22 protein-coding genes are annotated in these 25,077 nt (G+C 64.6%); 15 read left to right on the forward strand and 7 right to left on the reverse strand.

From position 1 onward, the window contains the following. Positions 1-89: 89 nt before the first annotated feature. The 3 genes from M2336_RS16770 to uvrB form a co-directional block, all read right to left on the reverse strand. Entirely contained in the window at positions 90-3,230 is a 3,141-nt protein-coding gene (locus M2336_RS16770) for an efflux RND transporter permease subunit (protein WP_264573348.1), read from the reverse strand. Between the two features lie 98 nt (positions 3,231-3,328). Then, on the reverse strand, positions 3,329-4,522 hold the full coding sequence (locus M2336_RS16775; protein WP_264585525.1) for an efflux RND transporter periplasmic adaptor subunit: 1,194 nt from the start codon (positions 4,520-4,522) through the stop codon (positions 3,329-3,331). A gap of 288 nt (positions 4,523-4,810) precedes the next feature. Then, a complete protein-coding gene (gene uvrB, locus M2336_RS16780; protein ID WP_264593267.1) occupies positions 4,811-7,006 on the reverse strand; it encodes an excinuclease ABC subunit UvrB in 2,196 nt (731 codons plus the stop codon). Between the two features lie 231 nt (positions 7,007-7,237). Between uvrB and M2336_RS16785 the strand changes: the two genes are divergently transcribed. From M2336_RS16785 to M2336_RS16800, 4 genes are all read left to right on the forward strand, one after another. Then, on the forward strand, positions 7,238-7,792 hold the full coding sequence (locus M2336_RS16785) for a DUF3617 domain-containing protein (protein ID WP_264573350.1): 555 nt from the start codon (positions 7,238-7,240) through the stop codon (positions 7,790-7,792). 177 nt (positions 7,793-7,969) lie between these two features. After that, positions 7,970-8,389 (forward strand): VOC family protein, encoded by a 420-nt coding sequence (locus M2336_RS16790; protein ID WP_264573351.1) that lies wholly within the window; start codon positions 7,970-7,972, stop codon positions 8,387-8,389. Between the two features lie 70 nt (positions 8,390-8,459). Then, positions 8,460-10,337, forward strand: coding sequence for an ABC-F family ATP-binding cassette domain-containing protein (locus M2336_RS16795; protein WP_264593219.1), 1,878 nt, complete (start codon positions 8,460-8,462; stop codon positions 10,335-10,337). A 16-nt stretch (positions 10,338-10,353) separates the two neighbouring features. Further along, positions 10,354-11,235: an arylamine N-acetyltransferase family protein gene (locus tag M2336_RS16800; RefSeq protein WP_264593220.1), complete on the forward strand. Its 882-nt coding sequence runs from the start codon at positions 10,354-10,356 to the stop codon at positions 11,233-11,235. 130 nt (positions 11,236-11,365) lie between these two features. On the opposite strand, the gene M2336_RS16805 is transcribed toward M2336_RS16800, so the two are convergent. Beyond that, complete coding sequence (locus tag M2336_RS16805) at positions 11,366-11,611, reverse strand: GlsB/YeaQ/YmgE family stress response membrane protein (RefSeq protein ID WP_264575280.1); 246 nt, start codon at positions 11,609-11,611, stop codon at positions 11,366-11,368. Between the two features lie 172 nt (positions 11,612-11,783). On the opposite strand from M2336_RS16805, the gene M2336_RS16810 reads away from it, so the two are divergent. From M2336_RS16810 to M2336_RS16820, 3 genes are all read left to right on the forward strand, one after another. Further along, complete coding sequence (locus M2336_RS16810) at positions 11,784-13,307, forward strand: fumarate hydratase (RefSeq protein WP_264593221.1); 1,524 nt, start codon at positions 11,784-11,786, stop codon at positions 13,305-13,307. A gap of 25 nt (positions 13,308-13,332) precedes the next feature. Then, positions 13,333-14,256, forward strand: coding sequence for an EamA family transporter (locus tag M2336_RS16815; RefSeq protein WP_264587640.1), 924 nt, complete (start codon positions 13,333-13,335; stop codon positions 14,254-14,256). Positions 14,257-14,347: 91 nt separating this feature from the next. Beyond that, a complete protein-coding gene (locus M2336_RS16820) occupies positions 14,348-15,760 on the forward strand; it encodes a methyl-accepting chemotaxis protein (RefSeq protein ID WP_264593268.1) in 1,413 nt (470 codons plus the stop codon). Positions 15,761-15,764: 4 nt separating this feature from the next. On the opposite strand, the gene M2336_RS16825 is transcribed toward M2336_RS16820, so the two are convergent. Together M2336_RS16825 and M2336_RS16830 are read right to left on the reverse strand one after the other, a co-directional pair. Then, positions 15,765-16,994: a Bcr/CflA family efflux MFS transporter gene (locus M2336_RS16825; protein ID WP_319801646.1), complete on the reverse strand. Its 1,230-nt coding sequence runs from the start codon at positions 16,992-16,994 to the stop codon at positions 15,765-15,767. Between the two features lie 10 nt (positions 16,995-17,004). Then, positions 17,005-17,556, reverse strand: coding sequence for a hypothetical protein (locus tag M2336_RS16830; RefSeq protein WP_264573358.1), 552 nt, complete (start codon positions 17,554-17,556; stop codon positions 17,005-17,007). A 533-nt stretch (positions 17,557-18,089) separates the two neighbouring features. Here M2336_RS16830 and M2336_RS16835 point away from each other — a divergent pair. The 4 genes from M2336_RS16835 (at position 18,090) to M2336_RS16850 (ending at position 21,450) form a co-directional block, all read left to right on the forward strand. Further along, complete coding sequence (locus M2336_RS16835) at positions 18,090-19,958, forward strand: ribonucleoside-diphosphate reductase subunit alpha (RefSeq protein WP_264574909.1); 1,869 nt, start codon at positions 18,090-18,092, stop codon at positions 19,956-19,958. Positions 19,959-20,216: 258 nt separating this feature from the next. Further along, on the forward strand, positions 20,217-20,642 hold the full coding sequence (locus M2336_RS16840) for an OsmC family protein (protein ID WP_264571026.1): 426 nt from the start codon (positions 20,217-20,219) through the stop codon (positions 20,640-20,642). Between the two features lie 109 nt (positions 20,643-20,751). Beyond that, positions 20,752-21,096, forward strand: coding sequence for a glycine zipper 2TM domain-containing protein (locus M2336_RS16845; RefSeq protein WP_181560327.1), 345 nt, complete (start codon positions 20,752-20,754; stop codon positions 21,094-21,096). A gap of 57 nt (positions 21,097-21,153) precedes the next feature. Further along, positions 21,154-21,450, forward strand: coding sequence for a hypothetical protein (locus M2336_RS16850; protein ID WP_264573359.1), 297 nt, complete (start codon positions 21,154-21,156; stop codon positions 21,448-21,450). 53 nt (positions 21,451-21,503) lie between these two features. Here the strand turns inward: M2336_RS16850 and M2336_RS16855 are convergent, their stop codons facing one another. Then, entirely contained in the window at positions 21,504-21,914 is a 411-nt protein-coding gene (locus M2336_RS16855; protein WP_181561484.1) for a low affinity iron permease family protein, read from the reverse strand. A 172-nt stretch (positions 21,915-22,086) separates the two neighbouring features. Between M2336_RS16855 and M2336_RS16860 the strand changes: the two genes are divergently transcribed. The 4 genes from M2336_RS16860 to M2336_RS16875 all read left to right on the forward strand — a co-directional run bounded on the left by M2336_RS16860 (position 22,087) and on the right by M2336_RS16875 (position 25,024). Beyond that, positions 22,087-22,410, forward strand: coding sequence for a hypothetical protein (locus tag M2336_RS16860; protein ID WP_181560329.1), 324 nt, complete (start codon positions 22,087-22,089; stop codon positions 22,408-22,410). Positions 22,411-22,582: 172 nt separating this feature from the next. Next, positions 22,583-23,779, forward strand: coding sequence for an ADP-forming succinate--CoA ligase subunit beta (sucC, locus tag M2336_RS16865; protein ID WP_181560330.1), 1,197 nt, complete (start codon positions 22,583-22,585; stop codon positions 23,777-23,779). Further along, complete coding sequence (locus tag M2336_RS16870; RefSeq protein ID WP_264573361.1) at positions 23,779-24,228, forward strand: GFA family protein; 450 nt, start codon at positions 23,779-23,781, stop codon at positions 24,226-24,228. The genes sucC and M2336_RS16870 overlap by 1 nt, the downstream gene beginning before the upstream one ends. 49 nt (positions 24,229-24,277) lie before the next feature. Next, positions 24,278-25,024: an electron transfer flavoprotein subunit beta/FixA family protein gene (locus tag M2336_RS16875; protein WP_264573362.1), complete on the forward strand. Its 747-nt coding sequence runs from the start codon at positions 24,278-24,280 to the stop codon at positions 25,022-25,024. The last annotated feature ends 53 nt before the right edge of the window (positions 25,025-25,077 follow it).

Raw genomic sequence — 25,077 nt, forward strand, 5'->3', positions numbered from 1 at the left:
GGCATCGCGCAACAGGTCCATCCCCGCACGCGAACCAAGCCGCTGCCGGAAGAAGTCCCGCCAGCGACAAGAGTTCCAGAAACCCCTGCTTATTCGGCTGGCTGAGCGGCCTCGCCCTTGCCGTCATAGGTCAGCACCCGGCGGCGCAGCCACGGGCCGATCCGCTTCTCGACGCCATCGGCGAGGCTGAACGCAGCAGGCACGATCGCGAGGGTGAGCAGCGTCGAGAGGATCAGGCCGCCAATCACGGTGATGCCCATAGGCGAGCGCCAGGCGCCATCACCGGTGAGCGAGAGCGCGGTCGGCACCATGCCGGCGGTCATGGCGACCGTCGTCATCACGATCGGCTGGGCGCGCTTGTGGCCTGCTTCCATGATCGCCTCGAACTTGGGCACGCCCTTGTCCATCTCCTCCAGCGCGAAGTCGATCAGCAGGATCGAGTTCTTGCCGACGATGCCCAGCAGCATCAGCAGGCCGATATAGACCGGCAGCGAAAGCGGCTCGTTCATCACCAGCATCAGCAGCAGGCCACCCAGGGGCGCCAGCGCCAGCGAGCACATGTTCACCAGCGGCGAGATGAAGCGCTTGTAGAGCAGCACCAGCACCGCGAAGACCAGCAGCACGCCAGAGGTCACGGCGATGACGAAGTTCTGGATCAACTCCTCCTGCCAGCGATCGCTGCCGACAGCCTGATTGCTCACGCCCTGCGGCAGGTTGCGCATGGTGGGCAGCTTGTTGATCGCCTCCATGACCGGGCCCTTGACCGCGCCCTGCGCCAGATCCGCACCGACGAAGATGCGGCGCTGCTGGGCATAACGCTGGATGGAGGTGGGCCCGGAGCCGAAGCTGATCTCGGCGACGCGGCTGAGCGGCACGGTGCCGCCGCCCGCCGTGGGGACAGGCAGGTTCTCGATGTTCGAGAGGTCGCGCCGCGCCGATTCCGGCAGCATGACCCGGATGGGCACCTGGCGATCGGACAGCGAGAATTTCGCGCTGTTCTGGTCGATATCGCCCAGTGTTGCGATGCGGATCGTCTGGCTGAGCGCGGACGTCGTGACGCCAAGTTGCGCGGCCAGATCGAGCCGCGGACGGATGATGAGCTCCGGCCGCTGCATGTCGGCATTGACGCGCGGCGCCACCACACCGGGCAGGCTCTTCATCTCTTCGGCAACCTTCGTCGCCGTCTCTTCCAGAAGCGCCGGGTCAGAGCCGGAGAGCATCACGGAAATATCGCGTCCCGTGCCGAACCCGCCCTGCTGGGACGCGAACGAGACGCGCGCGTCCGCAATTTCCGCAAGGCGCGGCGCCAGTTCGCGCTCGAACTCGATGCTGGTCCGCTTGCGGTCCTTCTTGAGCGTGATGAAGATACGGGCATTGCCCTCGCCGACGTTCGCCATGGCGGTATCGACTTCCGGCTGCTTGTTCAGCAGCTCGGTCACCTGATCGGCAATGGCCTCGCTCTGACGGAGCGTGGTGCCCGGCACTGCCTCGATATTGATCCGGCTGAAGTCCTGATCAGCATTGGGCTCGAACTGCTTGGGCATCGAGATGAGCAGGATGACGGTTAAGGCAAAGGCCGCCAGACCAAAGCCCATCATCCAGACGCGATGATCGAGGAAGCGTGCGCGAATCCGCCGCCCCAGCCCGCCGCCCCGGGCATAAGCCTTAGCCTTGCGATCATCGAGCGCCCAGCCAAGCAGGCTCATATAGCGGTCCATCAGCCAGCCTTCGCCATGCTTCTCCTCGCCATGATGTTCGAGGAAGTAAGCGGCGACCAGCGGCGTGATCATGCGCGCGACGGCAAGGCTGATCAGCACGGCGATGACGACCGTGAAGCCGAAATTCTTGAAGAACTGACCGGTGATGCCGGGCATCAAGGCGACCGGGAAGAACACCGCGACGATGGACATCGTCGTTGCAACCACCGCGAGGCCGATCTCGTCCGCCGCGTCGATGGAGGCCTGATAAGCCGTCTTGCCCATGCGCATGTGCCGCACGATGTTCTCGATCTCCACAATCGCATCGTCGACCAGCACGCCGGCCACCAGACCAAGCGCGAGCAGGGACAGAGAGTTCAGGTTGAACCCCATCAAATCCATGAAATAGAAGGTCGGAATTGCCGAGAGCGGAATGGCGATGGCGCTGATCACCGTCGCACGCCAGTCGCGCAGGAAGATGAACACCACGATGACGGCGAGCACCGCACCCTCGATGAGAGCGTGCATCGAGCTGCTATACTGGCTCTTGGTATAGTTCACGCTGTTGAAGCGCTGGTAGAAGCGAATGCCGGGATTTTCCGTCTCAAGCTGCTTCAACACCTTGAGCGTTTCATCGAAGACGCTGACGTCCGATGCGCCCTTGGCGCGCTCGATGGAGAAGTTGACGACCTGCTTGCCGCCGACCTTCGCCAGCCGCTTCTGCTCGCCATAGCCATCGGTCACGCTGGCAATGTCCGCCAGCAGGATCGTGCGGCCGTTGCCCAGCGATATCTGGGTCTGGCCGAGGCTGTAGGCATCCTGCGCATTACCCAGCACGCGCACCGACTGGCGCGAGCCGGCGATCTCCGCCTGGCCGCCCGCCGCGTTGACGTTCACCTGACGCAGCGCCTGATTGACCTGGGACGCCGTGACACCGAGCGACTGCATCTTGGCCGGATCCAGCGTCACGCGGATTTCGCGATCGACCCCGCCACCGCGCCCGACGCGCGCCATGCCTTCGATGCCGAGCAGGCGCTTGGCCACCGTATCATCGACGAACCAGCTCAGCTGCTCGATCGTCATGTCCGAGGCCTGGACCGAGAAAAACGCGATCTCGGCGCCGCCCACTTCGACCTTCTGGACGAAGGGCTCGAGAATGCCGTCTGGAAGATCGCTGCGGATCTGATCGACCGCGTTCTTCACTTCTTGGGTAGCGACGTTGGAATCGACGCCGATCTGGAACTGGACGAAGGTCTGGCTCGATCCTTCGCTGGCCGTCGACTGGATTTCATCGACGCCATTGATCGATCGCACCGCCGCCTCGACGCGCTGGGTGATCTGTGTCTCGATTTCCGTCGGCGCGGCGCCCGGCTGGCTGATCGTGACGTTAACGGCCGGAAAATCGATGTCCGGATTGTCCACGACGGCCATGCGGCTGAACGCAATGATGCCCGCCAGCAGCAGGCCGATGAAGAGCACGATCGGCGGCACCGGATTGCGGATGCTCCAGGCCGATATGTTGCGAAGACTCATCTCGTCTGTCCTGCCAATCTAGCATGTGACGGCCGCCACAAGCAGCGGCGCCCTGTTAGACGTCGCCCATTAGACGTCGCCCTGTCAGGCGTCGCCGGTCAGCCGCCAGCCCTTCCGTCCGTTGCACTCTTCGCGAGCCGGGGCTTGACCGTCTCGCCCGGGCTGAGGAAGCCGCCAGCATAGAGCACGACGCGCTCCGAACCATTGAGCCCCTGCACCACGGCGATGCCCCGCGTTGTCACGGCGCCCGTCTTCACCGACCGGCGCTCGACCTTGTTATCCTTGCCGACGACGTAGACATAGCTGCCCTTCGGGTCGCTCTGGATCGCCGACTCCGGCAGGACCGCTGCCGACACGCGCTCCATGGCAATCTCCGCATTAGCGAAACCACCCGGACGCAGCGCGGCATTATAAGGCACGGCGATGCGGACGATGCCCTGGCGTGACGTCTGGTCGATCACCGGCGCGATCTGCCACACGCGGCCCTCGAAGCTCTGCGTCATGCCGACAGGCGTCACGCGTGCCACGGCGCCTTCGGACAGCAAGGCCAGCTCGTCTTCGGAGAGCAGTGCCTTCATTTCCATTTCGCCCGCGCGGGCGATGCGGAACAGCACGCCGCTGCCACCGGACACGACCTGACCCGGCTCGACCGAGCGCGTGAGCACCAGCCCTGCGGCGGGCGCGCGAATATCCAGCCGCCCGACCTGCGCGCGCATCTGGTTGAGCTGCGCCACGGCCACATTGACCCGGGCGACGGCGGCATCGCGCGTCGCGGTTTTCTGGTCGATGTCGGCGCGGGACACGAATCCGTCGCTCACCAGCGCCTTGGCGCGATCAAGATTGTTCTGGGCCAGCTTGGCGTCGGCCCGCGCGACCTGCACGGACGCTTCGAGCTGGGAAATCTGCTGGGCCTGCACCGACCGCTCAATGGTCGCGAGAATCTGATTCGCGCCGACCCAGTCGCCCGGCTGAACATGAACGGCGACCACGCGGCCACCCTCGCCGACCACGCCGACGGGCATATCCACCCGCGCTGCGAGTGAGCCGGTGGCATTGGCGGTGCGCGTCACGGCTTCCTGCGCGGGCACAGCGACGGTGACGATTGCCACCTGGCTGACCTGCTCGCCCTGATCGCCCGAACCGCCGAAGAATCGATAGGCCAGCATCGCGATGACCGCCAACGCGACGAGCGCGCCAACAACCAGCAGCAGGCGCCGCCGCTTCTGCCGACTCTCGGCCTCTTCCGGGTCCACACTGGACACGCCGTATTTCATGTTCGCTTCATAGTTCATGAGTTTCGCCGCCTAGGCGCCCCTTAGCTCGAACTGTATTACATGAATAAGTCACTATCGACAAGCGGGATTATACCCACCTTCTCGCAGCCGCAACACCCTGTGTTCACTTCGCTTTCTAAGCTGAAGACCTTACAGGACAGCATCATGAATGAACGCTGAGCAAAAGCGATGCTCGGCGGATGCGCCTGCATGAGATCCGAGTGTCGCAGCGGTGCCGGCTTGTAGACTTCGTCTACTTGCTGTCAAACGAAATTGAGCCGCGAAAAGTCTCTACTGCTTGTGAGGCTAGCGCCCCATTTTTCGCTGCGTCTTGCCATAGCGCATCTTGCGCGTGCCGGGTTTGCCCTCCGTTGCGCGGCCAAGATAGCGCCCGGCATTGGCGGTGACCTGCTGATCGACAGGGAGTCCCAGCTCTTCGGCTTCCAGCTTGCGGATCTGGTCGCGCAGGCGGCCGGCTTCCTCGAACTCGAGATCGGCAGCCGCGGTGCGCATCTTCTTTTCGAGATCCTCGATATAGGCGCGCAGATTGTGGCCCACCATGTGCGGCGCATCGTCGAGGCCGGTGTCGACGGTCACCTGATCCTTGCTGGCGACATGGGCGATGATGTCGCCGATCTGCTTCTTCACGCTTTCCGGCGTGATGCCATGTTCCAGATTATAGGCGACCTGCTTCTCGCGGCGACGGTTCGTTTCGTTGAGCGCGCGCTCCATCGAGCCTGTCATGCGGTCGGCATAGAGGATCACGCGCCCGTCCACATTGCGGGCGGCGCGGCCGATGGTCTGGATGAGGCTGGTTTCCGACCGCAGAAAGCCCTCCTTGTCCGCATCGAGAATGGCGACGAGGCCGCATTCGGGAATATCCAGGCCCTCGCGCAGCAGGTTGATGCCCACGAGCACGTCATAGACGCCCAGACGCAAGTCGCGGATCAGCTCGATGCGCTCCAGCGTCTCGACATCGCTGTGCATGTAGCGGACCTTGAGCCCCGCCTCATGCATGAACTCGGTCAGATCCTCGGCCATGCGCTTGGTGAGCGTGGTGACGAGGGTGCGGTAGCCCTTTTGGGCAGTCAGCTTGGCTTCATGGATCAGGTCGTCCACCTGATCCTCGACCGGCTTGATCTCCACCGGCGGATCGATGAGGCCGGTGGGGCGGATGACCTGCTCGGAGAAGGTGCCGCCGGTCTGCTCCATCTCCCAGTTGCCGGGCGTGGCGGAGACGCTGACCGTCTGCGGGCGCATCGCATCCCATTCATTGAAGCGCAGCGGGCGGTTGTCGATGCAGCTCGGCAGGCGGAAGCCATATTCGGCGAGCGTCACCTTGCGGCGATGATCGCCCCGCGCCATCGCGCCGATCTGCGGCACGGTCTGGTGGCTCTCATCCACGAACAGGATCGCGTTTTCCGGCAGATACTCGAACAAAGTCGGCGGCGGCTCACCCGGCAGGCGACCGGTGAGGAAGCGGGAGTAATTCTCGATGCCGGCGCAGGAACCAGTCGCCGCGATCATCTCCAGATCGAAATTGGTGCGCTGCTCCAGCCGCTGCGCCTCCAGCAACTTACCCTCCTCGAGCAGCTCCTTCAGCCGCTCGGTCAGCTCATGGCGGATCGCCTCCATCGCCTGCTTGAGCGTCGGGCCGGGGGTAACGTGGTGCGAATTGGGGAAGACCTTGACGTAATCGAGGCTCGCCGCCTTCTTGCCTGTCAGCGGATCGAACTCCACAATCTCCTCGATCTCGTCGCCGAAGAAGCTGATCCGCCAGGCATTATCCTCATAGTGGCTCGGGAAAATCTCCAGATTGTCGCCGCGCACGCGGAAATTGCCGCGCGCGAAGGCGGCATCGTTGCGCTTATATTGCAGCGCCACAAGCTTGCGGATGATCTCCCGCTGATCGGCGCTCTCGCCCTTCTTGAGGCTGAAGGTCATCGCTGAATAGGTCTCGACCGAACCGATACCGTAAATGCACGAGACGGACGCGACGATGATCACGTCATCGCGCTCCAGCAGCGACCGGGTCGCCGAGTGGCGCATCCGGTCGATCCCCTCGTTCACGCTCGACTCTTTCTCGATGTACGTATCCGAGCGGGGCACATAGGCCTCGGGCTGGTAGTAATCATAATAGCTGACGAAATATTCCACCGCATTGTCAGGGAAGAAGCTCTTGAACTCCCCATAGAGCTGGGCGGCGAGGATCTTGTTGGGCGCCAGCACCAGCGCGGGGCGCTGTACCGCTTCGATCACCTTCGCCATGGTGAAGGTCTTGCCCGACCCGGTGACGCCGAGCAGCACCTGATCCTTCTCGCCAGCCTCGGCCGCCTCGACCAGCTCGGCAATGGCGGTCGGCTGGTCGCCGGCCGGCTGATAATCGCTCACCAGCTTGAAACGCCTGCCGCCCTCCGCCTTCTCCGGGCGTGCCGGACGATGGGGAACGAAGGACTGGTCGGTTTGGGGCTCGGCTAGAGTCGTGCGGATCTGGATCGCCATAGGGGGAATATGGCGATTGTGGCCGCCGGCGGCAATGGGGCGGAAGAACAAAGCGGGATCGACGATGACTGGGCCCGCCATCATGATATGGGGTGAGCATCAGTCAGGCTTTACGGCCGATCCGACCCCCCGCGCCTTATTCTCGGGCTTGCCCCGCGCAGGCGAAACCTCCATCACCGGCCGGACGAGCTTGGACACACAGGTGCCGGGCCTTGCGACGAGGATATGCCCATGCGCGCCGTTTTTCTGATCACCCCTACCCTTCTTGTCCTCTCCGGCTGCGATAGCGGCCCGGATGTTTCGGCGACCAACGCGACGCCCGAGGAAGTGCAGCAGCAAGTGGCGGCTGCCGGCGGCGATGGCGTCATGGTCAGCCCCGGCCGGTGGGAAGGCCAGATGACGGTGCAGGAGATCGAGATGCCCGGTCTGCCGGCCGAAGCGCGTGATCACATGAAGGCGCAGATGGGCGCCGGGCGAAGCTTCACCAGTTGCGTGACCGAGGAGGATGTGAAGGAGCAGAAGGCCTTATTCCCCGGCGAGCACGACAAGAGCTGCAAATATGATCACTTCACGATGAAAAATGGTAAGATTTCCGCGCTACTCAAATGCGATGGCGGCGCGCAGGGCCGCATGGAAATGAAGATGGACGGCGAATATGCCCCCGACCGCTACCGGATGGAAATGGCCTCAAAGGCCCAAGGCGGGGACGCCGCAGGCGAGATGACGATGAAGATGACAGTAGATGCCAAGCGGGTCGGCGCCTGCAAGGGAGACGAGCAGGGCTGACAGCCTCGGTCGCCCTGCGGGGCGATAGGGACCCGCCCATGCGAAGCGTTTCAATTCGGGGCGGCAGAACTAGCGTGGAGCGGGACCGGTTAGCACCAGCCGAATTCTACTGTATGGAGCCGCTGGTTCGCGCGGCGTTGAGTCGGGCAAGCGGTCCATCCCGGTGGAGAGGCACCCATGATCGGCTACACGACGGTGGGCACCAATGACCTGCAGCGCGCCATGGCCTTCTATGATGCGCTGTTCGGCAGTGTCGGCATCCGAAGGTTGCTGGAGCTGCCGCATATCGCGGCCTGGGGCGCCAGCTGGAGCAAACCGATGTTTGGCGTCGCCAAGCCCTTCAATGGCGGACCGGCGACCCCCGGCAATGGGGCGATGGTCGCCATGGGCCAGCGCACGCGGGAGAAGGTGCGGCGCCTACATGGCAAGGCCATCGAAATGGGCGGGGTGGATGAAGGCCCGCCTGGTCTGCGTAGTGCCGATGGGAGTCAGGCCTTCTACGCCGCCTATGTGCGTGATCTCGATGGGAACAAGCTCTGTTTCTACTGCGTCGGTCCCGGCGACGGCGATGCGGAGACGGCTGCGCTGGCCGGCTAGATCCGCAAACACACGCGGGCGGACAGAATTTTCCGGGCGACCTGCGCTGCGCTTGTGCTAACGGCGCGCCATGCTGACCATCAATGATATCACCGTGCGGCTGGGGGGCCGTGTCATTCTCGATGCCGCGAGCGCGGCATTGCCGCCCCGGTCGCGGGTCGGCCTGATCGGCCGCAATGGCGCCGGCAAGTCCACCCTGATGAAGACGATCATCGGCGACCTCGACCCCGATGGTGGATCGGTCGACATGCCCCGTGACACGCGGCTGGGCTATATCGCGCAGGAAGCGCCGAGCGGCAGCGCCACGCCGTTCGACACCGTGCTCGCTGCCGATACCGAGCGCGCTGCGCTGCTGGTGGAGAGCGAGACGTGCGAAGACCCGGACCGGCTGGGCGACCTGCACGATCGCCTGATCGCCATCGATGCCTACGCCGCGCCCGCGCGCGCGGGTCGCATCCTCACGGGCCTCGGTTTCGATGAAGAGATGCAGAACCGGCCGCTCGACAGCTTCTCGGGCGGGTGGAAGATGCGTGTCGCGCTGGGCGCCCTGCTCTTCTCCGAGCCGGACCTGCTCCTGCTCGACGAGCCATCCAACCACCTCGACCTCGAAGCGACCCTGTGGCTGGAAAGCTTTCTCAAAGAATATCGCGGCACGGTGCTGGTGATCAGCCACGAGCGCGACCTGCTCAATAATGTGGTGGACCACATCCTGCATCTGGAGGGCGGCAAGATCACCCTCTATCCAGGCGGCTATGACGCGTTCGAGCGGCAGCGCGCCGAGCGGCTCGCCCAGCTCGAATCGGCCCGCGAGAAGCAGGCGGCAGAGCGTGCCAAGCTGCAGGATTATGTCGCGCGCAACAGCGCGCGCGCCAGCACGGCCAAGCAGGCGCAATCACGGGCCAAGGCCCTGGCCAAGATGCAGCCAATCGCCGCTGCGCTGGAAGACCCCAGCCTCTCCTTCGACTTTCCCGATCCCGAAGCGCTACGCCCGCCGCTCATCACGCTCGACATGGCGGCAGTCGGCTACAATGAGACCCCGATCCTCCAGCGCCTCAATCTGCGCATCGACCCCGATGACCGCATCGCGCTGCTCGGCAAGAACGGCAACGGCAAGACGACGCTGGCCCGGCTACTGGCCGCGCAGTTGCCGGCCATGGAAGGCGAGATGAACGCCTCGGGCAAGATGAACGTCGGCTATTTCACCCAATATCAGGTGGAAGAGCTGGATACGGAAGACACGCCGCTGGAGCACATGACCCGGCAGATGAAGGGCGCCACGCCCGGCGCGGTGCGGGCGCAACTTGGGCGGTTCGGCTTTTCAGGCATAAGGGCGACCCAGAAGGTCGGGTCGCTCTCCGGCGGCGAACGTGCGCGGCTGGCGCTGGCGCTGATCACTCGCCACGCGCCGCATCTGCTGATCCTCGACGAGCCGACCAACCACCTCGACGTCGATAGCCGCGAGGCACTGGTCCAGGCGCTCAACAGCTATTCCGGCGCGGTGGTGATCGTCAGCCACGACCGGCACATGATCGAGCTGGTCGCCGACCGGCTGGTGCTGGTCGATAGCGGACTGGCGCAGCCTTTTGACGGCAGCCTTGAGGATTATACCGACTTCGTGCTCGGGCGCGGTGCCAGTGCCCCGGCGAAGGAGAGCGGGTCCAAGAACGACCGCAAGGCCGATCGCCGCGCGAACGCCCAGGCACGGGAGCGCTACAAGGCGCTGCAGGCGGCTGTGAAGAAGACAGAGAAAGCGCTGGCCGATCTCACCGCCGAGCGCTCGCGGATCGATCTCGCCCTGTTCGATCCGGCAAAGGCTGGACCGCAGGAAAAGGACCGGACGATGAGCGAACTGATGCAGCGGCGCGCCAAGCTCGACGGCGCCATCGAACAGGCCGAACAGAGCTGGATGGAAGCCAGCGAAGCGCTCGACAGCCTCGACGCGGCCTGACGGGGGCGAGCCTGCCATGACCACCGCCGACCGCCTCGACGCCTATCTGGCCCGCCTCGGCCTTGAGTCCGCGCCGGCTCCCGATGCCGACGGCCTCGCCATTCTTCAGGCGGCGCAGCGCCGGCGCATCGCGTTCGAGAATCTGGATGTCCGCCTGGGCCGGCCGATCCTGATCGATGGGGACAGCGTGTTCGACAAGCTCGTCACCCGGCGGCGCGGCGGCTATTGCTTCGAGCAGAACCGGCTGTTTGCCGACATGCTGGGCACGCTTGGCCTGCCGGCCAGACCGCTGCTCGCGCGGGTGTTGCTCGGCGCGGCGCCCGGCGACATCCCGCCGCGCACGCATACGCTGTTGCTGCTTGAGATCGAAGGCCAGCCTTGGGTGGCCGATGCCGGATTTGGCGGCAGTTTCGTGCCGCCCCTGCCCTTGCAGGACGGCGCCGAGGCCACGACGCCGGACGGGGCCAGCCATCGCTTGCGCCGGACCGACCAGCCCGGCGACGTCCTCGGCGACTGGCTGCTGGAGCGCGCCGGCCCGACGGCCTCCACCGACGGGCGCAGCGCTGAGACCGACGACTGGCAACCACAATATGCGTTCCACCTCGATCCCGTGGCACCGGTCGATCTGGAACAGTGCAACCACTGGACCTCCACGCGGGCGGCCTCGCGCTTTACGACCCTGCACATTGTCAGCATCGTTCTGCCCGACGGCTTTGCGGCGTTGACCGAACGTGATCTGTCTATGGCGCGTGGGCCTATTCGCGAGGTGCGCGCAATAACCACGCCGGAAGAGTATCGCGTGGCCCTGGCGGATGTCTTCGGGCTCACCCTTGCGCCGGATGACGTGGCCGCGCTGCCCCTGTTTGCGCCACTTAACAGTTCGAGCGCGGCCGAATAATCGGCGTTACCCCTTACCGATGACGCGGTGCTCCTGCGGAAGCAGGAGCCCAGGGCCTCGGGGCACAGCGGTTGTGCCCTGGGTTCCTGTTTTCACAGGAACACAAGGCAGACCCTAGGCTTGACCGCGCCTAGCTCAGCGACCGCACGATGAAGATCAGCAGCATGCCGCCGAGCACCGAGCCGATGAAGCCGACCGGACGGAAGTTGCCGCTCTTGCCATCCATCAGCCCCGCGACGAAGCCGCCGACGATGCCACCGCCAATGCCGAGCAGGATCGTGGCGATCCAGCCGAGGTCCACGGCGCCGGGATAGAAGAAGCGCGCGAAGACGCCAACGATGAGGCCGACGACGATATAGCCGATGATCCGGAACATAGATGCATCCTTCCTGCCTGCGGCGTCATGAGCGCGCGCCGCTGAGCGGTTATTGCGCGGATCGGCCCGCACCGCAACGGCGTCGAGCGCTTGCCTGCGCAGGCCAAAGGCGTATAGCGCCCGGCATCCAAACCGCCTTTCCTTGCCATTTGCCGGGAGTCTCACGCGCGCCATGACCGTGACCATCAAGACCGCCGACCTGATCGAAAGCGTCGCCGATGCGCTTCAGTTCATCAGCTACTATCACCCGATGGATTATATCCGCGCGCTGGGCACGGCCTATGAAGCGGAGCAAGGGCCGGCGGCCAAGGACGCCATCGCGCAGATCCTCACCAACAGCCGCCTGTGCGCCGAGGGCCATCGCCCGATCTGCCAGGATACCGGCATCGTCAACGTGTTCGTGAAATGGGGCATGGATTGCCGCCTCGACGACACCAGCAAGTCGCTGCAGGAGGTCGTCGACGAGGGCGTGCGTCGCGCTTATCTCAACCCCGAGAACAAGCTGCGCGCATCCGTGCTGGCCGACCCCGCCTTCACGCGGCGGAATACCAAGGACAACACGCCCTGCGTGCTGCATGTCGAAATGGTGCCCGGCCATCATGTCCATGTCGATGTCGCGGCCAAGGGCGGCGGCAGCGAGAACAAGTCCAAGTTCAAGATGATGAACCCGGCTGACAATATCGTCGACTGGGTGCTTGAAATGCTGCCGCAAATGGGCGCCGGCTGGTGCCCGCCGGGGATGCTCGGCATCGGCATCGGCGGCACCGCCGAGCATTGCGTCCACCTCGCCAAGAAGGCGCTGATGGAGCAGATCGACATGGCCAGCCTCAAGGCGCGCGGGCCGCAGACGGACATCGAGGCGCTGCGCATCGAGATTTTCGACAAGGTGAACGCGCTCGGCATCGGCGCCCAGGGTCTGGGCGGGCTTGCCACGATCCTCGACGTGAAGATCCTCGACGCCCCCTGCCATGCGGCGGGCAAGCCGGTGGCGATGATCCCCAATTGCGCCGCCACGCGCCACGCGCATTTCTCGCTCGATGGCTCCGGCCCGGCCTATCTGGAAGCGCCCAAGCTCGATGAATGGCCCAAGGTGGACTGGAAGCCGAGCGCCGAAGCGATCCGCGTCGATCTCGATGCGCTCACGCCCGAGATGGTGCAGAGCTGGAAGCAGGGCGACCGCCTGCTGCTCAATGGCAAGATGCTCACCGGCAGGGATGCCGCTCACAAGCGCATTCAGGACATGCTAGCCAAGGGCGAGCAACTGCCGGTCGAGTTCAAGGGTCGCGTCATCTATTATGTCGGCCCTGTCGATCCGGTCGGCGAGGAAGTGGTCGGCCCGGCTGGCCCCACGACCGCGACCCGCATGGACAAGTTCATGCGCATGATGCTCGATCAGGGCCTGCTCGCCTGCGTCGGCAAGGCCGAGCGCGGCCCTGCGGCGACCGAGGCGATCAAGGACGCCAAGAGCGCTTATCTGATGGCGGTCGGCGGCGCGGCCTATCTTGTCGCGCGGGCGATCAAGGGCAGCAAGGTGGTCGGCTTCGAGGATCTGGGCATGGAAGCGATCTACGAGTTCGAGGTGCAGGACTTCCCGGTCACCGTCGCGGTGGACAGCGAAGGCAACAACGTCCACCAGCTCGCGCCGCTCGTCTGGCAGGAGAAGATCGCGCGGGAAGGCCTGCTGGAGAAGGCATGAACCTGACCCGGCATAGAGCGCAGCGTTGATTTCTTCGCCCATCTGGCTGCCGGCGACGCTGCTGGCGGGCCTGCTGCAGGCGTGGCGGACGGCCGTGCAGCGGCGCGTCGGGCAGATGATGTCCGTCAATGCCGCCGGGCTGGTGCGCTATCTCTACGGCCTGCCCTTCGCAGCAGCGCTGATGCTGGGATATCACGCCCTGCTGAGGGACGGGCTGTTCCCAGCCTTCTCCAGCGCCACCGTCATCTACAGCGCATTGGGTGGACTGGCGCAGATACTGGCGACGAATCTGCTGCTGATGGCCTTCCATCATCGCAATTTCGTCGTCGGCACCGCCTACTCCAAGACGGAAGCTGCACAGGGCGCGCTGCTCTCCATTCTGCTGCTGGGCGAGACACTGAGCCTGCTGGCCTGGATCGGCATCGCCATTGGCGTGGTGGGCGTCATGCTGCTCTCTACCGGGGGCAAGCGAATGAGCGCGGGCGATTTTCTGCGGGCGCTCGGCCAGCCCGCCGCGCGCTACGGCATCGCGTCCGGCTTCTTCTTCGCGCTCACGGCGATTGCCATTCGGCGCGCGACGATGGACGTAACCACGCCCGACCCCATTTCGGCCGCACTGACGGTGCTGGTCATCACCGTTGCGCTGCAGACGGTGATGCAGGGCGGCTACCTGCTGTGGCGAGAACCAGAACAGGTGCGGAGGGTGTTCGAGACATGGCGCGTCTCGGGGCAGGTCGGCTTTCTGTCCGCGCTTGGCTCGGCCTGCTGGTTCACCGGCTTTGCGACCGCGCCGGTGGCGCTGGTGCGGATCGTCGGCCAGAGCGAGGTCGTCTTCACGCTCAGCTTTGCGCATTTCTATCTGCGCGAGCGCCTGCGCCGGAGCGAAGTGATCGGCCTGCTGCTGGTCGTAAGCGCGGTGGTGCTGGCGCTGCTCGGCGCCCGAGGTTAGGGCGGCGCGCCATTAATACCGCACTGCACAACGTCATTTTAACCGCTTGTTCCTAAACCGCCCTTTGAGCGGGAGACAAAAGCGCGTGAACATGACGAACCGGCTGGAAACGACGATCTTGCATGTCGCCGAGCATACCGGCGCGCTCGGCCTGCGCACGCTCGACCTGCAGGTGGACATTGCCGAGCTGGCCGACCGCGTGACCGATCAGGCGTCCATGCTCGAAACGCTCGAGGATGCCGCGATCGCGCTCGGCCAGATGGGCGATGACGTGGGCGACAATGCCGATCAGGCCCGCGCGCAGGCCAGCACCGCGCGCAAGGTGGTCGATGATTCGAGCACGCAGCTCGCCTCCGCCTCGCAGAATGTGCTGGATCTGATCGATCAGGTCTCCCGTATTCACGAGCGGCTGGACGGGTTCAATCTCGCCCTTGCCAGCGTGAGCGACACCAGCAAGGTGATCAGCGGCATTGCCGGCCAGACCAATTTGCTGGCGCTCAACGCGGCCATCGAAGCCGCCCGCGCCGGCGACGCCGGACGGGGTTTCGCGGTGGTGGCGGCGGAAGTGAAGAAGCTGGCACAGGAGACGGCCCTCGCCACGCAGCAGATCGAAGGATCGATCCGCGAATTGCGCAGCGAAGCGCAGACCATGCTCGATCGAATCGCTCAGGGCGCGGAAAAGGCCAATGGTGCCCATGCCGCCTCGGGCGAGATCGCCGCGCTGGTCGCGCGGTTGCGGGATCTCATCCTCGGCCTCTCCGGCAATAGCGAAGCGGTGTCGGCCAACATTCACGCGATCCTCGGCTCGGTCGGCGAAATCCGCACCGGCCTCTCTGACCTCGCCGATGCTTCCATCGACAACGCCATCGGCCTCCAGCGGCTATCCACGCGCGTCATCGACGTGAGCGAGGACACCAACCAGCTGCTCCAGTATCTCGCCGAAAGCGGTGTCGACATCCCGGATTCGCCTTATATCCGCTTTGCGTCCGAAGCGGCGGCGGCCATGGCCTCTGCCGTCGAGGAGGCCATCGCAGCCGGCGAGATCACGGCCGATCTGATCTTCACCGACGATTATGAGCCGCTGGCGGGCAGCAACCCGCCGTTGTTCAGCCATCCTGCCCAGCCTCTGATCGAGCGGATTGCGGCAGGCTGGCGGGAGGGTGCGCGGCAGCTGCCGGGGCTGGTTGGCTTCAACTGCCTCGACCGCAATGCCTTTTGCGCGCTCGCTCTCCCCGTGCAGGGGATGAAGCAACCGTCAGCGGCCCTGGAGCAGGCGAGCGATCAGGGCCAGCAGGGGCAGATGCTCAATGCGCCCCACATGCGCGCGCTGGCGCGGACGACCCGGCCGTTCACCGTGCGGACAAGCCGGCGCCCGCTGGCGCAGGGCAGAAGCGGGCTGTTCAAGCAGGTGGTGGCGCCGCTCCCCATTGCGGGCCAGCATTGGGGCGTCATCGAACTGATCTATCAGCCGCCGCTGGCTGCGCCGCTCACCATCGCAGCCTGAGGGCTCAGGCGCGTTGGCGCGGCACCAGATGCCAGGCGCACACCGTCGCCATGCCGCCGCAAACCATCAGGGCCAGAGCGAGCGAAGCCGGCTCTCCCGCCGTCACGCGCGAGAAAATCGCCACGATCAGGCCCGCCAGCGCCAGTTGGACGAAGCCCAGCAAGGCCGAGGCCTGACCGATGCTGTGCGGATGGGTGGACAAGGCGCCCGCCTGCGTCTGCGGCTGCACGATGCCCCAACCCATGGTGTAGAGCATCTGCGGGATCACCAGCGCGACCCATATGTGCGGCCAGGCAGAGACGGCGAGCAGCATGAGCAGCGGCCCGGCCGCCTGAAACAGCACGCCGACCCGCAAGGTGCCATCCACGCCCAGGCGACGGACGAGACGATAGGATAGGAAATTGCCGGCGATGAACCCGGCCGTCGCCAGCGAGAGCATTGCCGCATAGCCGGCGGCCGAGACGCCGAGATAGTCGATGATGACTTGCGGCGCGGCGGAAGAAAACAGCAGGATGCCGCTGTAAGCAAAGGCGTTCGCGATGATGTAGGCCATCAACGCGCGCGACCGGGCAAGGCCTGAGAGGGTGCGGAACAAGGCGCGCAGATCAAAGGGGAGCCGCTCTTCGCGCGCCAGCGTTTCCGGCAAGCGCAGGGTCGTCACGATGACTAGCACGCCGCCCATCACGGCCAGTGCCACCAGGGGCGCACGCCAGCCGCCTGTCGCCACCAGAACGCCGCTGATGAGTGGCGCCAGCGCCGGGGTGAACCCCATGATGATGCCGATCAGCGCCAGAGCGCGCGCGGCGTCCTCCCGGCCAAGCTGATCGCGGACCATCGTGCGGGCCAGCAGCACCGCTGCGGCTGCGCCGACGCCCTGCAGCGCACGAGCCGCGAGCAGCATCGGGAAGCTCTCCGCAAATGCACCCAACAGGCCCGCCAGCGTAAATAGCAGCAACCCGCCGATAACAACCGGCCGGCGGCCCAGCGCATCCGCGCACATGCCGCCCAGCAGCTGCGCGATAGCGAAGCTGATCACGAACGCGCTCATCGCCGTCGGCATATGAGTGGGGTCTGCCCCAAGGCCGCTCGCAATAGCCGGCAAGGCGGGCGACACGCCTTCGATGGCGGCCGGCAAGGTCGCCGTCAGCGCGGCCAGCAGCAGGACATGGCCGAGCGGGAGATGCGACGGTGCGGGCGCGCCGGGCGCCGCCTTGGAAGGATGATCGGTCAGAATGGGGGTCCGTTCAACTGTTGCCGGGGCCGTTCAGCTTGCCGAACCGCGCCTCGAAGCCGGCAGTGTCACCGCGCGCAAGGAAGCCGGCTTGCTCCACCCAATTGTCGCGCACGATGCGGCCTTTGAACGTGCCCAGATTGGCATCGACCGTCGCGATGTCCGCCGCGTTCCAGCCGGCGATCTGGTCGAAGCGGGTAATCCCGAGTTCCGTCAGCAGCGCAGCCAGCTTCGGCCCGACGCCCTTGAGCAGGCGCAGATTGTCCGGCGCGCCCACGGCGGCAGGAATGCCGATGGCGTTGGGCGTTGTCGCCGCCGGGGCCGGGGCTGCGAGGGAGTCATCCGGGATCGGTGTCGTCTCGGCTGCGGCCGTCTGCGGCTCAGACTTGCCCTCGAACTTATGCGCGACCTCTTCGGCGATGTTGCGTGCCGCTTCCGTCACCGCGCCCACGGCGGTGGCCGAGGTATCGATATGGTCCGCCGCTCCGAATCGTGACCGGAAAACCCACACCAGCAGAATGATGAGCGCGATTGCGCCGATGATCATGATGATGCCTTGGGACATGCCGACAATCCTCTGTGCCTGACTCTTCGCCCGATCCATAAGGCGGCCTCGGCGGATTTGCCAGCATCACGAGGGCGCGCATTCGGTGCACGTCGCCAAGCCCGTCCCGATGGCCGGCCTTTTCCACATCTTTATTTTTCCGGCCCGCTTTCTGCGCTTGCTTTCCGGCAAGCCCGCGCAGGACCGCGCGTCGCTGCACTGCAGCATAAGCAGACATCGCCCAACCGAGTCATTTCGTCGATGAAATGCGGCCCCGCGATCGCCATTATACCTTGCATCCGCAATCATCTGTGGCACTATCAATAGTGTTAGGGGTCCGGGGGCTACGCTATAGATTGTGCTTCGTGATGTTCTGGATAGCGCGCCAAGGCGCGTAACCCGGCGGAAGTTCCCGCCGACATCCGAATTTGAGGTCTCTCCGGCCAAGGCTTGACGAAACCGAACGAAGCAAGAACATTGGGGGTTGAATCATGGAGTTTCGGGATTTGCAGGCGGAAGGTTTGGCAGAAGCAACGCTGGCCAGCGAGGGCATCATGGAGACTGTGCGGACAGGCGATGCGCCTGAAAAGGCGCCCAAGAAGGCGGCAGCATCGAACACCATCGACGCCCGCCGCTTCGATGTAGTGACCGATTCCACGCGCGATGCCCTGCTGACGGAGTTCGGCAAGGAGACGCTCAAGGATCGCTATCTGCTGCCCGGCGAATCCTATCAGGATCTGTTCGCGCGCGTCGCGGCGGCTTATGCCGACGATGAGGCGCACGCCCAGCGCATCTACGATTATATCTCCAAGCTGTGGTTCATGCCCGCGACGCCCGTGCTCTCCAATGGCGGCACCGGGCGCGGCCTGCCCATCTCCTGCTATCTCAACAGCGTGGATGACAGCCTGGAAGGCATCGTCAACACCTGGAACGAGAATGTCTGGCTCGCCTCGCGCGGCGGCGGCATCGGCACCTATTGGGGCAGCGTCCGCGGCATCGGCGAGCCGGTCGGCCTCAACGGCAAGACCAGCGGCATCATTCCCTTCGTCCGCGTGATGGATTCGCTCACCCTCGCGATCAGCCAGGGCTCGCTGCGGCGCGGCTCGGCGGCCTGCTATCTGGACGTCTCGCACCCGGAGATCGAGGAGTTCCTCGAAATCCGCAAGCCATCGGGCGACTTCAACCGCAAGGCGCTCAACCTGCATCATGGCGTGCTCATCACCGATGAGTTCATGGAAGCGGTGCGCAAGGGCGCCGAGTTCCAGCTACGGAGTCCCAAGGACGGCAGCGTGCGCGCCACCGTCGATGCGCGCTCGCTTTTCCAGAAACTGGTCGAGACGCGGCTGGCGACCGGCGAGCCCTACATCGTCTTCTCGGACACGGTGAACCGGATGATGCCCAAGCATCATCGCGACGTGGGCCTGAAGGTCTCCACCTCCAACCTCTGCTCGGAAATCACCCTGCCGACCGGCAAGGACCAGTTCGGCGAGGATCGCACCGCCGTGTGCTGCCTCTCCTCGCTCAACCTCGAAACCTGGGACGAGTGGAACGGCGACAAGATGTTCATCGAGGACGTCATGCGCTTCCTCGACAATGTGCTGCAGGATTATATCGACCGCGCCCCCGACGAGATGGCCCGCGCCAAATATTCCGCCGGCCGCGAGCGGTCCGTTGGCCTCGGCGTCATGGGCTTCCACAGCTTCCTGCAGGCGCGCGGCATCTCGTTCGAAGGCGCCATGGCCAAGAGCTGGAACCTGCGCATCTTCAAGCATATCAACGCCAAGGCAAACGAGGCCTCGATGGTGCTGGCGCAAGAGCGCGGCCCCTGCCCCGACGCGGCCGATCAGGGCGTGATGGAGCGCTTCTCCTGCAAGATGGCGATCGCCCCCACCGCGTCGATCAGCATCATCTGCGGCGGCACCTCGGCGTGCATCGAGCCGATCCCGGCGAATATCTACACGCACAAGACGCTCTCGGGCAGCTTCATCGTCAAGAACCCCTATCTCGAGAAGATCCTCGCGGCGAAGTCCAAGGATTCGACCAATGTCTGGAACTCGATCCTCGAGAAGGGCGGCAGCGTGCAGCATCTCGACTTCCTGACCCAGGAAGAGAAGGACACGTTCAAGACCAGCTTCGAGATCGACCAGCGCTGGCTGCTCGAGCTGGCCGCCGACCGCGCGCCGTTCATCGATCAGGCGCAGTCCTTGAATCTGTTCATCCCGGCCGACGTGGAGAAGTGGGACCTGCTGATGCTCCACTTCCGCGCCTGGGAGCTGGGCGTGAAGTCGCTCTATTATCTGCGCTCCAAGTCCATCCAGCGCGCCGGCTTCGCGGGCGGCGTGGAGGCGGACAACACAGCCGAGCTCAAGAAGATCGAGCTGGGCGAGTCCACCGATTATGACGAGTGCCTCGCCTGCCAATGATCCCCGGATCATCGGCACGTTCCGGCTCGGCACTCTCGCCTGCCAGTAAGGAGCGGGCATCGTCCACTCAATCGATCCCATATGGGCCGGAGCGCATGGCGTCTCCGGCCCATATCTTTGGCGGGCGACGCCTCCCCCATGCATTGTCGCCAAATCCTCCAGCAAAGATGGTACGATCTGGCACGCCGCCCTTCAGGCAACCGAGCGCGGGGGGCGTTCGTTCAACGATATTGCGCAACGCGTTCAAGGAGACAGCATATGACCACCCGGACAGCATCGGCTCAATATGAAGGCATGGGCAAGGCCGGCAAAGGCCGCCTCACCACCCAATCCGGCGTGCTCAAGGAGCAGCCCTATGGCTTTGGCACGCGGTTCGGCGATGAGCCCGGCACCAATCCCGAGGAGCTGATCGCGGCGGCCCATGCCGGTTGCTTCACCATGGCGCTCTCCTTCGCGCTGGAGCGCGCCGGCTATGCCGACGGGTCGCTCGACACCAAGGCTTCGGTCAAACTCGAACAGGGCGACGGCGGATTTACGATTACCCGCTCCGACTTGGTGCTGGAAGCCACCGTGCCCGGCATCGACCCCGATGAGTTTGCGCGGATCGCGGAAGAGGCGAAGAAGACCTGCCCGGTCTCGAAGCTGCTCAATGCCGAGGTGACGCTGGAACATCGCCTGAGTTGATCCGGCACGCGAGCGCGCAGCAGAGCAGGTTCTGCGAGCCCTCGGAACGACCTCGCCTTCCAGCCGTTATCTCTGCCAACAAGGGCAGGACGATCAGAAAGGCAAGGACATGACTTTCGCAGGATTTCGCACACCGGCCATCGCACTCGCGGCCGCGACCATGACCCTCGCAGGGTGCAGCGACATGGGCCTTGGCGGCGGCCCCGGCTATGCCTCCAACAATGATGGCTATGTGCTGGGCGCCAATGACCCGATCTATCGCGACGACCGCGGCGGCTACTATTGCCGCAAGCCGGACGGTACGCGCGGCGCGATCATTGGCGGCCTTGCCGGTGGCGTTCTCGGGAACATCATCGCGCCCGGTGGCAGCAAGACGATCGGCACGATCATCGGCGCTGCGGGTGGCGCCGTGGCGGGCCGAGCGATCGAACGCGGCGAGGTGCGCTGCCGCTAAGGCCTCGCCGGCCAACGCAAACGTGCTTCGCAAAATTTCGCAAATCAGGAGAGCATCATGCTGAAAACATTTTTCTATGGAGCGGTCGCCGCCTTCATCGGCTCGAAGCTCAAGAAGATGAACGATGAGGGACGCCTCGAGCCGTATAAGGATCGCGCCCGCAAGCGCGCTCAGGAGCTCAAGGACAAGCTGGCGGAACATCGCCAGACGTCCGAGACGGATACGGCCCGGCAGGGGATCGGCAAATCGCTGTCGTCCGACAAGACGCAAGCCAATGCTTCGGCATCGCCGGATGTTTCGAAGCCCGCAAAGGCCCATCCCTGGCCGGTCGATCCACAGGCTATGCCGAGCTGAGTGACCAGTCCTCCACATGAAACGGGCGCCCGAACGGCGCCCGTTTTGCTTTGTCAGCGCCGCTCGATCAGCCTGTTCAGCTCCACCTGGCGCTGGGCGATCAATTCCGGCACCGCGTCGATTTCCTTCTCCAAGGCATCGCGCAGGCTGCAAATCTGCGCATCGGTGAGATGCTCGATGCCGATATAGCCATTCTGCGCGGACTCGATGGCGCGGATAAGCTCGTCCAGCTTGACCTGCATGGCGCTCGCGTCGCGGTTCTGGGCATTCTGGATCAGGAACACCATGAGAAAGGTCACGATCGTCGTGCCGGTGTTGATGACCAGCTGCCACGTGTCCGACCACTGAAAAATCGGCCCGCTGATCCCCCATATGACGATGATGCTCAAGGCGAGAACGAAGGTGAACGGCTGCCCCGTCCAGCTCGCCATGCGGCTGGCGAAACGGGTGAAAAACATCTCGATCATATTGCGCATTCCAGCAGGGAGGATGCGGCGGATGTGTAACCGGTCGAGGCCGGACTGGCCAGCATGCAGGCACTCAAGCCAAAGTTGCTGCGCCCGCCTGTGCGCCAAGACAGAGCAGCCGAAACGCAGGCTCTAGGCATGAGCCGTCTGGCCGGCTACTCTCCCGCGCATGAAGCTTACTTCCGTCCGCGCGCTTGCCGCCCTCGCCCTGCCCGCAGCCATTTTGTTGAGCAGCTGCGCGACGCCGGAAAGTCGCATTCGCGCAGGGCTCGTCCGCGCGGGCCTCAGCGAGCCTATGGCCGGCTGCATGGCGCGCACCCTTACGGATCGCCTGAGCAATGCGCAGCTTCGCCGGATCGCGACGCTGACCGATGGACGCGGCATCGACCCCAACAGGACGACGGTGAGCGAAATGGTCCGCCACTTGAGCACGTTGGGCGATCCAGAAATCCTGCGGGCGGCTACAGCATCGGCGATTAGCTGCGCAATCTGACGTAACGCACGTCTTCGAGCCAATCCGCCTCGCGAGACCTTGACCGGCGCCGCGCTGGTCCACGCGCAATTAGCATATCCGAACCGTCGATTTTGCAACTTTGCAAATTACGCCCGCGTCGGCTTGGGCTATGGCGCACCCAACCTCTTCTCAGGCTCAGGATACTGCACGCATGAACATCCATGAATATCAGGCCAAGGAACTGCTCGCGAAATTTGGCGCCCCCGTCCCCGCCGGCCATGCCGCGCTGACCGTGGCGGAAGCCGTCGAAGCCGCGAAGTCGCTCCCCGGCCCGCTCTATGTGGTGAAGGCGCAGATTCATGCCGGCGGTCGCGGCAAGGGCAAGTTCAAGGAGCTCGGTCCGGATGCCAAGGGTGGCGTGCGGCTGGCCAAGACGATCGAGGAAGTCGAAGCGCACGCCAAGGACATGCTCGGCAACACGCTGGTGACGATCCAGACCGGTGAGGCCGGCAAGCAGGTCAACCGCCTGTACATCACCGATGGCGTCGACATCGAAAAGGAATTCTACCTCGCCCTGCTCGTGGACCGCGCCAGCGGCCGCATCGCCATGGTCGCTTCGACCGAGGGCGGCATGGACATCGAGGAAGTGGCGCACTCCACGCCCGAGAAGATCCACACCATCACCATCGACCCGGCGACCGGCTTCATGCCGCATCATGGCCGCCGCGTGGCTGCCGCGCTGGAGCTTTCCGGTGATCTCGCCAAGCAGGCCAGCAAGGTCGCCGGCGCGCTGTACAAGGCGTTCCTTGGCACTGATGCCAGCCAGATCGAGATCAACCCGCTCGCCATCGCCGGCGGCAAGATCCAGGTGCTGGACGCCAAGGTCGGCTTCGACGGCAATGCCCTGTTCCGCCACCCGGACCTGATGGAATTGCGCGACGAGACCGAGGAAGACCCCGCCGAGCTGGAAGCGAGCAAGTACGACCTCGCCTACATCAAGCTGGATGGCGACATCGGCTGCATGGTCAACGGCGCGGGCCTTGCCATGGCGACGATGGATATCATCAAGCTCAATGGCATGTTCCCGGCCAACTTCCTCGATGTGGGCGGCGGCGCCTCCAAGGAGAAGGTGACAGCGGCGTTCAAGATCATTCTGAGCGACCCGGCGGTGAAAGGCATTCTGGTCAACATCTTCGGCGGCATCATGCGCTGCGATATCATTGCCGAGGGCATCGTCGCGGCGGCCAAGGAAGTGAACCTCTCGGTGCCGCTGGTCGTACGGCTTGAGGGCACCAATGTGGCGCAGGGCAAGGAAATCCTCGCCAATTCCGGCCTCGCCATCGTGCCGGCCGACGATCTGGGCGATGCTGCCAAGAAGATCGTGGCCGAGGTGAAGGCGCTGGCCTGATGCACGGCGCGGCAGAGGGCGGTTGCCGCTGTGGCAAGCTGCGCTTTCGGGTGACCGGAGCGCCGCTGTTCACGGCGGCCTGCCACTGCCGCGGCTGCCAGCTGATGACGGCGAGCGCTTTCTCGCTGAGTAGCTGCTATCTCTTCACCGGTTTCCAAGTGATCGCCGGCGAGCCGGTGATCGGTGGATTGCACGGGGCAACCCGGCATTTCTTCTGCGATCATTGCCTGAGCTGGGTGTTCACGCGGCCGGACGGCATGGACGAGATCGTCAACGTGCGCACGACCTTGCTGGACGTGCCACCGACGGACCCACCCTTCCTCGAAACCTATACCTCGGAAGCGCTGCCCTGGGCAGTCACGAAAGCCAGACACAGCTTCGAGACCTTCCCGCCCATGGAGCAATTCCAACCCCTCATGGCGGAATTCGCCAGTCTCGCGCACGGTTGACGTTAACGTGAACGTCAACTAATATTTGAATGTCTTAAGGAGAGCGCAGATGAAAATCCTCGTCCCCGTAAAACGGGTGCTCGATTACAATCTCAAGCCGCGCGTGAAGGCGGACGGGTCCGGTGTGGACCTCGCCAACGTCAAGCTCAGCATGAACCCCTTTGACGAGATTGCCGTCGAGGAAGCCATTCGCCTGAAGGAAAAAGGCGTGGCGACCGAGATCGTCGCGGTCTCCATCGGCGAGGCGAAGTCGCAGGAAACACTGCGCACGGCGCTGGCCATGGGCGCGGACCGCGCGATCCTGATCACGCATGAGGGCGTGGCCGAGCCGCTGGCGGTGGCCAAGCTCCTGAAGGCGATTGTCGATGAGGAGCAGCCGGGCCTGGTGATCCTCGGCAAGCAGGCGATCGACGATGACAGCAACCAGACGGGCCAGATGCTCGCTGCACTGCTCGGCTGGGCGCAGGGCACCTTCGCCAGCAAGGTCGAGGTCTCGGGCGACACGGCGAATGTGACGCGCGAAGTGGACGGCGGGCTGGAAACGGTGGCGGTTAAGCTGCCGGCCATCGTGACCACCGACCTGCGCTTGAACGAGCCGCGCTATGCCTCACTGCCCAACATCATGAAGGCCAAGTCCAAGCCGCTCGCGCAGAAGACGCCGGCCGATTACGGCGTGGACATGACGCCGAGGCTGACGACGCTGACGGTGACCGAGCCGGCCAAGCGGCAGGCGGGCGTGAAGGTGAACAGCGTGGATGAGCTGGTCGAGAAGCTGAAGGTGCTTGGGGTCGCCTGAGCGACCGATCACTTTTCCGTTCGTGTCGAGCGAAGTCGAGACACGCCGCGCAC

Source organism: Sphingobium sp. B1D7B, assembly GCF_025961965.1.
Taxonomy (GTDB): Bacteria; Pseudomonadota; Alphaproteobacteria; order Sphingomonadales; family Sphingomonadaceae; genus Sphingobium.